Below are 9,334 nucleotides of genomic sequence, written 5' to 3'. Positions count from 1 at the left end.
TTCGCCGCGATGGCCAGGTTGGTCATGATGAGTGCTCCTTCAGAGGCTTCGGGCGGCTAGAGGCTGCGGGCGGTGACGTCGCCGTAGGCGGTGGTCGCGTGGATGTTCAGACCGGCGGTGGCGCCGTCGGTGTTCTTGAGCGCGTTGTTGATCCGGCCGTAGGCGGTGCCGGCGTCCAGGGAGGCGGAGACTCCGCGGGCGGCGCCGATCGAGATCTCGCCGTACTCGGTGCGCAGCGTGACCGTGCCGCGCATGGCCTCGGCGATGTGGAGGTCGCCCTTCTGGGTGCTGATCTCCGCGGGGCCGCCCAGGCGGCCGACCGACACGTCGCCGCCGAGAAGGGTGAGGCGGGCGCTCGCGGTCTCGTCGAGCTTGACCGAGCCCTGCGCGCCCTCGAAGGCGACGTCGCCGAGCCGTCCGACACCCCGGAACTCGGCGCTGGCCGCCTTCGCCTCGACCCGGGAGCCTGCGGGCAGCTGGACGGTCACCTCGATGGATCCGGAGCTGCCGAGGAGCTGGTTCTTCGCCGGTTCGGCCTCGATCCGCAGGACTCCGTCGCGGTACTCGACCGTGGTCCGCTCCGCCGCCTTCACGTCGCGGCCCTTCGAGGCGTCCGCGGGGAGGATCTCGACCGTGGTGTCGGCCCGGTCGGCGGCGATGAACCGGATGCGTCCCGCGGGGATGTCCAGGACGGCGGAGACCGGGGCGGGGGTGTCGAACTTCTGCATGATGCTCTCCTGCGACTCGCTGTTTCTGATGAGTGAAACGCTACGTTGCATTCGAAAGTCCTTCAACTGGTTCGTTGCGTGGAATCACTATCTATGCAGGTCAGAGCTAGGAAATCGTTGCAGTGAGCCTGAGGATTAATGCAACGATACGCATCTGTTCGTTGCAACGAGTTGAAGGTGAACGCTATAATGGCGGCATCAAAGGAGAACGAAGGAGATCGCGATGCCGGGAGGCAGGCTCACCCAGCAGGAACGTCAGCAGATCGCACTGGGGCTGGCCGACGGCCTCGCCTACGCGGAGATCGCCAGACGTCTCGACCGTCCGACCTCGACGATCACGCGTGAGGTGACGCGGAACGGCGGCCCCACCGCCTACCGCGCCGACCTGGCCCACCGCGCCACCGAACGCCGCGCCCACCGGCGCAGGCAGGCCGCGCCCCGGGGGCCCGAGGCGCACCCGCAGGCCCACGGACGCGACCCCGAGGCCGTACGCGAGTACGAGGAGGCGTACACCACCGTCCTCATGAATTCGGGAATGCCCACGATGATGTCCCGGGTGATGGCCTGCATCACCCTCACCGACACGGGCAGCCTCACCGCGTCCGAACTCGTCCAGCACCTCCAGGTCAGCCCGGCGTCCATCTCCAAGGCGATCTCGTTCCTCGAGAGCCAGGGCTTCGTCCGCCGGGAACGCGACGAACGCCGCCGCGAGCACTACATCGTCGACGACGACATCTGGTACCAGTCGATGGTCGCCAGCGCCCGGTCCACCGCCCAGATCGTCGAGATCGCCCGGCAGGGCGTCGGCGTCCTCGGCCGCGACACCCCGGCCGCCGCCCGCCTGGAGAACGTCGCCCGCTTCCTCGACTTCGTCTCCGAGAGCATCGCCCGAGCGGCGGAGCAGGCCCGCGAGATCCTCCACACGAAAGCCGGAACGCCCTCCGACGGCGCCGTGGAGGTGCCACCGGCCACCGGCCACTGACACGGCTTCATCGGGGCGCTGACAGTCGTCGGAGCGTGGTTGATGTGGGACGGGCGCCGACCTGCGCGTTTCCCGGGAGCGTACGACCCTGGTTGCAGCCGGACGCTTCCCCTGGTGGTACCGAGGAATCAACTCCTGGTGGGCCGACGCGGGCAGCGGCCGGCGGCTACGTTTTCGCCCGTCCCTCAACGCCCATGACGGAGGCTCGCCGCATGCAGACCCGTTTGGCCGATGCCCCTCGCACGCGAGTGGTCTGGGGGATAACCCTCGTCCTGATCGCGGTCACCGCGCTCCTCGGGGCCGCGCCCGGGGCCGCCACGGCGACGGCCCCCGCCGCTCCACCCGTTCCCGTCCTGTCCTGGGGCCCCTGCGCCGGCCCGGGGGACGGGTTCGAGTGCGCGACCGCCCGGGTACCGCTGGACTACCGCCGGCCCACCGGGCGTACGATCCCGCTCGCGGTCACCCGGCGGCTCGCGGCCGACCCGGTCCATCGCACCGGTGTCCTGCTGCTGCATCCCGGCGGACCCGGCAACTCCGGCGTGGACTTCGCCCGCAACAGCTACGCCGCGCTCCCCGCCTCCCTCCGTGACGCCTTCGACGTCGTCGGGTACGACATGCGCGGCGTGGCGCGCAGCGGACAGGTCGAGTGCTGGAACGACGAGGAGTACTCCGCCGCCGTCGACGCCGCACGCGGCGTACCCGGGCCCGGAGCCCTGCACGGCGCCATCCGGCAGGGCCTCGACTTCGCCACCGCCTGTCAGCAACGGTCCCCGGACCTCGTGCCGTTCATCGGCACCGCCTCGAACGCCAAGGACATCGACCTGCTGCGCCAGGCCCTCGGCGAGGAGACGGTCAGTTTCTACGGCCGTTCCTTCGGCAGTTACGCCGGCACCGTCTACGCCGCGCAGTTCCCCCGGCGCGTGCGCGCCATGGTCCTGGACGGGGGATACGATCCGCGTCGCTACGCCGACGTGCCGTACGCGTACGACGCCGCGCAGTTCGTCGCCCTGGACGCGGCGGTCGGCCGGTTCCTGGACTGGTGCGCGCAGAACGCCACCGCGTGCGGATTCGGCGAAGGCCGGCCGCGGCAGGCCTTCGAAGAGCTCAAGCGGGCGCTGGACGCCGACCCGGTCATCACGGCGAGCGGACGCCCGGCCACCGGCTACACCCTCGCCTACCGTCTGATGTTCAACATCAACGCGGGCAAGGAGATCTGGCCCGCCCTGGGGGAGGCCCTGCGGGCGGCCCAGGTGCGGCAGGGTTCGTTCCTGCTGTCCCCGCCCTCGCCGGCGTCCTTCGACTTCCTCAACGTCAACACGGCCGTCGAGTGCGCCGACCGCGCGTATCCGACCAGCACCGTGCTCCTGGGCGCGCTGGTCGGCGCCGAGATCGCCGCCGCTCCCCTGCTGGGACCGCCCATCGGGCTCGGGCCGCCCACCTACGACCACAACCACGCGCCCACCTGCGCCCAGTGGCCGGCGGAGCGCCCGAGCCGCTACGAGGGCTCCTACCGGGCGGCCGGTTCCGCCCCGATCCTGGTCCTCGGCACGACCGGGGACCCGGACACCCCGTACCAGGACGCCGTGGCCCTCGCCGGGACGCTGGACAACGGGCGGCTGCTGACCTTCGCCGGTGAGGGACACACCGCCTACAACCGGAGCGCGTGCGTCAGCGCCCTGGTCACGGACTACCTCGCCACCCTGGCGCTGCCCGCACGGGGCACCGTCTGTGCGGACGAGGCGCCCCCGGAAGCGCTCGGCCGCCGCACCGCGGGCATCGAGGTCGACGAGACCCGCGATGTGATCCCCGTCCTGCGCTGAGCGCCGTCACGCGGGGCCGGCGCGGCGAAGAGGGGCCGACCCTGGATGGGCGGCCCCTCTCTCGAACTGTCGGCGGACCGGCTCAGTCCGATCCGCGGGACTTGCTGACGTAGCTCACGATCAGCGGCGCTGTGCTGGTGATGCTCACCCCCGCCATGATGCCGTTGGTGATGGACCGGGTGGTGATGAAGACCATCAGCCCGACGCTTACGCCGATCAGGGTGCTGAGGAGGAGCAGGAACACCAGGCGAACGGTTGCCAGCGTCCGCTCCGCGGCGGCCGGGGACTCCGGTATGGCCATAGGCGGCGGCGTGTGCCGGTGCCGCAGGTTCGCGATCTTGATGCGGGACACCGTGTGGTGCCAGATCAGGGTGCGAGCCGGTTCCATACCGCAGGTGGTCAGGAAGATGTGCAGCCACTCGGTGGTGGGGAGTTCGTCCCCGTTGAGGACGGCTGCGAACGTCGTGCTGGAGATCGGGTACAGCCGGCGGCTGCGCTTCTCCAGGTCGGCGCTGGTCAGCCCTCTGTCGGCGACCACCTCGCGCATGACGGACAGCACGTCCTGGGGCGTGGTGCACAGGGCCAGGGCCGTGTGCACGTGGTCCACGGTCGGGCTCGTGACCCGCTGGAGCTCGTCTCCCTTGTGCGTCTCCATGAACTGCTGGACGAGGGCGAGCAGACCGTCCGGAGGACCCGGGATCGTCGGCTCGGCCTGCTGCGCTCCGTCGACGTCCTCGTCGGCGGCGGTGTCTTCGCCGGCCGAAGCCTTCTTGCGGGCGTCCTCCCCGGCTTCACGGGCGAGCGCGTTGCGGTGGATCGCGCGCCAGGCGCGCATGTCGCCCTTGTAGCCGCAGCCGAGGACGAACGCTTCGACTATCTCCCACTTCGGGGTGCGCTGGCCCGACGCCGCCGTGGACAGGGCCGCGGCGGAGTAGTGCGAGGTGGAGGCCAGTTCCCTGTAGGTCAGGTTGCTGCGGCGCCGGAGCGCCCGCAGTTCGCGGGCCAGCTCCGCCACCTCCATCAGCGCATTTGCGGGGATCTCCTTCTCAGGACGCGCCACCGGACCCCGTCACCTCCTGGGGCCCGGCCGCGCGCCCGTGGACGCGCCGCACGAACTTCTGGGCCCCCCGGTGCAGATGCCGGTGGCCGGCGTGGCGGGGAGCGGCCGGTGCCGCCGTCCGGGACGGCCCGGGCGCCGCGGTGGTGGACGGCAGTCCGGTCCGGCGGGCGCACCGGGCGTACCCCGGGCGGACGACGTCGTGGCCGTGAGCACGGCCGGTGCCGTGGTGAACGCGGCCGTCGGCCGCCGGCCGGTGGGCCTCGGCCGGGGCGCGGTCCGTGGCCGGCTCGTCGGTGCCTGCCGGGGCGGTCGTCCCGGCGGGCCCGGCGGGCCCGGCGGGCTCGGCCGTGTCGACGGGCTCGGCCGTGTCGACGGGCTCGGTCAGCTGGTCGCCGGGAGACGCCCACTGCTTCAGGAGGTCTCCGACGGTGCCGCTGACGAGGACTCCGACCGACACCGAGGTGTCGGGGTCGCATCCGAGGAGGTGGGCGGTGAAGCCCGCGGTGGCGCCGGTGGCGTTGGCGAGGGAAGCGGCGATGGCAAGACGGCGCTTCCTGGAAGGGGTACGCATCTCATCTCCTGGTACGGGAGGGCAAAGCCCGCCCGGTCAGAGGGGTATGAGCGAGGGCGCCCCCCGTACAGGGGGCGCCCTCGCTCGACCCTCGGTACGGGAGGTCCCGTACCGAGGGTGTAACTCGGCCTGAGTGCATTGCTTATTCAGTTGGTACGAACCTGGCCGCCCGGCGTTCAAGAGCTCCAACTCCATCTGCCGGCTGGGGAACCGGTAGGTCCTCCGAGGCTTCCGCGCGCGATAATCAGTCTGCCTCATATCGGGTTCCTCCCCGCTCTACGGTCACGCTCCCGCACGGACGTTGTGCGCTCGTGAACAACCCGTTCGGGCGCGACGCGCCACACTCGCTTACAGCGGAAAGAGCCTGGATCTGGTAGAGCGCCGACGACCTTCATCGCCCTCTCCTGGGGCGTAGGGGTGCCGTCGGGGTGAGAAGAAGTCCAGAGAATTGACCACCGAGGCAGCTCCCCCACGTCAAGGAGGCCAGGTCAGAGGTATTGTTCAGTTGTTGTGGTTCTTCAGGCTTCCGGGAGCTCGCCTCCGCAGGGCCCCGAATCGCACCACATGCCCCCTCGTGGCACGCCACCATGGGGACGGCGGCTCAGCTCCAACTGACCGCATTCAAGAGGCATCTCATGGCCTGAGTGCACCTTGGCGCCCCCCTGCTCGCGCAGGGGGGCGAAAAACTTTGAGCAGACCGCTGCCCACGGAAACCTGATTTGCCCCCCTATGTCCGTTCGGGAACCGGCGAGAGCGGCATCTGTGAACAACCAGAGCCGCACGCCCCACAGAAGGCGACACGTGTGAGCGAGGTCACCCCCACAAGTGACGCCCCCTCCGCATCCCGGATCGAACGAACAGGCCCAGATCGAGCAGCAGTTCGGATCTGATGCCAGTAGGTTCCGCTTCGCGCACCGGAACGGTCAGAAACTCACCTCTACGTGGTCAGTCCTGACGAACTCGCTCGTGGGGCCGGCCTCTGGCGACGGCCGCCTGGAGGCACGTCGCGTCCCGCGGGGCAGCCGCAGATGTCCGTCGGCTCGATGGACGGGTCGGCGAGGCCGGCAGGGCCGGCAGGGCGCGTCGTCCGGGGCCTGGGGTCTCCCCAAGCCTGCGGGGCCTGGGGGAAGCAGCGCAAGGCGCAGGGCTGCGGCTGGTACTGGATGTACGCGTGCGGCCCGACAACACAGCGAGGTGCCGGCCCGGGCCGCGCGACCCGGTGGAACCTTCCGGTCACAGCGCTAGCGCGAGCGCAGCTCGCGCTGGAGGGCTAGTTCCAGGGGGGTGAGGGGGATGTCCGGGCGGACGCGTTCGGGGTGGGAACGGGCGGGGCCGGTGAGGCCGCGGAGGGGGGCGGGGGGCGGGGGCGCCGCGGGGCTGGGGGTGTTCGCGGTTCTGGGTTCACCGCCCGTGTAGAGCGTGCCGTACGCCACCAGGCTGCCGTAGAGGGAGCGCAGCAGGCGGCGGGCAAGGGAGGGTCTCATGTCTGGCCTCACTCCGGTCGTCGCGGTGACGGGCATGTGTACGCACCACATACCCTTCGGTGCGGCGGCTGAGACGGGGCCGAGGGGTGGTGGAGCGTCGCCGGAGCGACGGAGCGCCGGAGTGGCCGTCGGCCGCTCCGGCGCTCCGTCGCGCGGGATCAGGTGATCTTGAACTGGCCCATCATGCCCATGGCGGAGTGGTCGATCAGGTGGCAGTGGTACAGGTACTGGCCGCGGTAGGTGTCGAAGGTCGCCTGGATCTTGACCTTGTCCCCCGGCATCAGCCACACGGTGTCCTTGAACCCCGACTCGTCGGCGGTCGGCGGCTGGCCGTTGCGCTCGATCACCCGGAACTGGACGAGGTGCATGTGGAAGTTGTGCGGCATGAACGTGTTCACGTTGGTGATCGTCCAGACCTCGCTGGCGCCGTGGCGGACGTACTCGTCGATGCGGTTGTGGTCATAGACCTTGTCGTTGAGGAACGCGAGCGCGTCCGGGGCGCCGCTCTCGTCCATCCGCATCACGACCGCCCGCTCGGCGGTGGGCGTCGGCAGGGCCGGCATGGTGCGCAGCACCGCGGGCACCGAGCTGGTGTCGGGTGCGGTGCGGGTCACGTCGAAGCGGAGCACCTGGCCGAAGTTCTCGACGGGGCCGCCGCCGAGGTTGGTGTTCTCCAGGACGATCTGGGTGCCCACCGGGTAGCGGGAGAAGTCGATGACGACGTCGGCGCGCTCGCCGGGCGAGAGGGCGACCTCGGTGGTGCGGTGGGGCTTGGGGAGCAGGCCGCCGTCGGAGGCTATCTGGATCAGCTCGCTGCCGTCGGCCAGGCGCAGGGTGAAGGAGCGCAGGTTGGCGGAGTTCAGGAAGCGGAAGCGGTACTTGCGGGCGGCTACCTGGAAGTACGGGTACGCCTTGCCGTTGGAGAGGATCGTGTTGCGGCCGTCGAAGTCGCCCATCGTGTAGAGGAGCTGGCCCCGGTCGTCGAAGCCGGCGTCGCGGATGGCGATCGGGACGTCGTACGCGCCGGAGGGCAGCGGCAGGGCCTGTTCGACGTTGTCGGTGATCAGGTAGGAGCCGGACAGGCCGCGGTAGACGTGCTCGGACTCCATGTGGTGCGCGTGGTCGTGGTACCAGAGGGAGGCGTGGGGCTGCTTGTTCGGGTACGTGTACGTGCGGTTGGCGCCCGGGGCGATGGTCTCCATCGGCGAGCCGTCGTCCTCCGGGAGCACCGAGGCGCCGTGCAGGTGGACCGAGGTGGGCATGTCGATGCCGTTGTACTGGCGGACCGAGACCGTGCGGCCGGAGCGGGCCTTGATGACGGGGCCGGGGAAGTGGCCGTTGTACGTCAGGACCTCGGTCTGGAAGCCGGGGATGATCTCCTTGCGGGCCCGGCGCATCGTCATCACGTAGCGGTCGACGCCGTTGGCGGTCGAGGACGGGGTGAGGACCGGCATGGTGGGCATCGCCAGCCGGAACTTCTCGACGACCGGGGCGGCGGCGGCCACCGCCTGGGCGGCGGGGGCGGCCGGACCGGTGTCGGACCGGCCCAGCAGCGGCTTGAGGGCAGCCACGGTGAACGTGCCGGTGCCGGCCGTCACGAGGGCTGCGCTGAGCACGGTACGTCGGGTGGCCATGGCCTTCTCCTCGGTCGGAGGTTGCGCCGTGCGGCCGGGCGGCTGCGGGCTGCGCCGACTCCAGCACACGCCGCTAGAGCTGCACTGGTGGGACCGGTGAGAACGGCTGTGCGCGCCTGGGCGCCGGCGGTTGGCCTCGGACGGGGCCGTCGCCGTCGGCCGGCAGGGCGGTGCGGCATGCGGCGGCCGAAAATCAAAAGGGTCGACCGGTATATTTTGAGCCCGGGAACCACCGGACGGGCAGGACAGTACGGCGCCCCGCGCAGCCGCACGGAGAGGGCCGGCTGGACCATCCGGCCCGTGGCGGTGGCGGTCAGCCGGCCGCGACCGCCGCTTCCTCGGCGTCGGCCGGCACCTGGGAGTACGCGACGGCTTCGGCGTAGACGTGCGCAGCCCGGCTCTCGGACATGTCCACGGAGGTGAGGACCGAGGACTGCACGATGCTGGGCATGAGGTGGCGCAGCAGTGCGGTGACCCGGACCACGAGGTCCTGGTAGTCGCTCAGGGCCTGGGACATGGACTGGATGCCGGCGTAGGTGCCCACGAGGACGTCGGCGGTCTCGGCCGGCACGACGTGCGGGAGCAGCTCGCCCTGGGCCTGGGCCTTCTCCAGCCGTGCCCGGACGGGGGCGGCCCAGCTGCGGAACGGGCCGCTGCGGTCGAGTCCCTGCGCCGTCTGGTCCATGGTGAGGCGCACCCCGGCCCGGACCATGGGGTCGGTCTGCAGGCGGTAGGTGTGCAGCATGACGATGTCCACGATCTCCTGGATCTTGGACGCGCGGTCGGGGAGGACGAGGTTCTGGTCCTGCGCGGCCAGGACTCCCTGGGCCAGTTCTTCCTTCGACTGGAAGTGGAAGTACAGGGCGCCCTTGGTCACTCCGGCAGCGGTGAGGATCTCGGAGATCGTGGACGACTGGTATCCGCGTTCTTCGAAGATCTTCGCTGCCGCGGACAGGATCGCCTGGCGCGTGCGGATGGCTCGGACTTGCTCGGCCACTGTGGGTCCTCCCTCCCTGGGACGGTGGTAACCGTGGAAGGCGTTGGGAAAATACCGC

At 70.6% G+C, this 9,334-nt stretch carries 8 protein-coding genes; 2 read left to right on the top strand and 6 right to left on the bottom strand.

Features of this window, described 5'->3' with window-relative positions; translation table 11 throughout:
• Positions 1 to 56: 56 nt before the first annotated feature.
• Positions 57 to 728: a DUF4097 family beta strand repeat-containing protein gene (locus OG447_RS31455; protein ID WP_266940943.1), complete on the bottom strand. Its 672-nt coding sequence runs from the start codon at positions 726 to 728 to the stop codon at positions 57 to 59.
• A 223-nt stretch (positions 729 to 951) separates the two neighbouring features.
• Between OG447_RS31455 and OG447_RS31450 the strand changes: the two genes are divergently transcribed.
• Both OG447_RS31450 and OG447_RS31445 read left to right on the top strand, forming a co-directional pair.
• Positions 952 to 1,710: a GbsR/MarR family transcriptional regulator gene (locus OG447_RS31450; RefSeq protein WP_266940941.1), complete on the top strand. Its 759-nt coding sequence runs from the start codon at positions 952 to 954 to the stop codon at positions 1,708 to 1,710.
• 212 nt (positions 1,711 to 1,922) lie between these two features.
• Entirely contained in the window at positions 1,923 to 3,530 is a 1,608-nt protein-coding gene (locus OG447_RS31445; protein WP_266940940.1) for an alpha/beta hydrolase, read from the top strand.
• 82 nt (positions 3,531 to 3,612) lie between these two features.
• Here OG447_RS31445 and OG447_RS31440 read toward each other — a convergent pair whose 3' ends face one another.
• From OG447_RS31440 to OG447_RS31420, 5 genes are all read right to left on the bottom strand, one after another.
• Positions 3,613 to 4,590, bottom strand: coding sequence for a helix-turn-helix domain-containing protein (locus tag OG447_RS31440; RefSeq protein WP_266940939.1), 978 nt, complete (start codon positions 4,588 to 4,590; stop codon positions 3,613 to 3,615).
• A complete protein-coding gene (locus tag OG447_RS31435; protein WP_266940937.1) occupies positions 4,577 to 5,161 on the bottom strand; it encodes a hypothetical protein in 585 nt (194 codons plus the stop codon). Before OG447_RS31435 ends, OG447_RS31440 begins: the two co-directional genes overlap by 14 nt.
• 1,241 nt (positions 5,162 to 6,402) lie before the next feature.
• A complete protein-coding gene (locus tag OG447_RS31430; protein WP_266940935.1) occupies positions 6,403 to 6,645 on the bottom strand; it encodes a DUF6059 family protein in 243 nt (80 codons plus the stop codon).
• Between the two features lie 158 nt (positions 6,646 to 6,803).
• Entirely contained in the window at positions 6,804 to 8,279 is a 1,476-nt protein-coding gene (locus OG447_RS31425) for a multicopper oxidase family protein (protein ID WP_266940934.1), read from the bottom strand.
• Between the two features lie 313 nt (positions 8,280 to 8,592).
• Entirely contained in the window at positions 8,593 to 9,276 is a 684-nt protein-coding gene (locus OG447_RS31420; RefSeq protein WP_266940933.1) for a ScbR family autoregulator-binding transcription factor, read from the bottom strand.
• Positions 9,277 to 9,334 lie beyond the last annotated feature (58 nt).

This window comes from Streptomyces sp. NBC_01408, from assembly GCF_026340255.1.
In the GTDB taxonomy this organism is placed as follows: Bacteria; Actinomycetota; Actinomycetes; order Streptomycetales; family Streptomycetaceae; genus Streptomyces.
This window is presented reverse-complemented; position numbering and strand designations above follow the sequence as displayed.

Excerpts from the sequence above, each read along its gene's own strand:
- OG447_RS31445 (WP_266940940.1), top strand. The coding sequence starts at position 1,923 with ATGCAGACCCGTTTGGCCGATGCCCCTCGCACGCGAGTGGTCTGGGGG.
- OG447_RS31450 (WP_266940941.1), top strand. The coding sequence starts at position 952 with ATGCCGGGAGGCAGGCTCACCCAGCAGGAACGTCAGCAGATCGCACTG.
- OG447_RS31425 (WP_266940934.1), bottom strand. The coding sequence starts at position 8,279 with ATGGCCACCCGACGTACCGTGCTCAGCGCAGCCCTCGTGACGGCCGGC.
- OG447_RS31435 (WP_266940937.1), bottom strand. The coding sequence starts at position 5,161 with ATGCGTACCCCTTCCAGGAAGCGCCGTCTTGCCATCGCCGCTTCCCTC.
- OG447_RS31430 (WP_266940935.1), bottom strand. The coding sequence starts at position 6,645 with ATGAGACCCTCCCTTGCCCGCCGCCTGCTGCGCTCCCTCTACGGCAGC.
- OG447_RS31455 (WP_266940943.1), bottom strand. The coding sequence starts at position 728 with ATGCAGAAGTTCGACACCCCCGCCCCGGTCTCCGCCGTCCTGGACATC.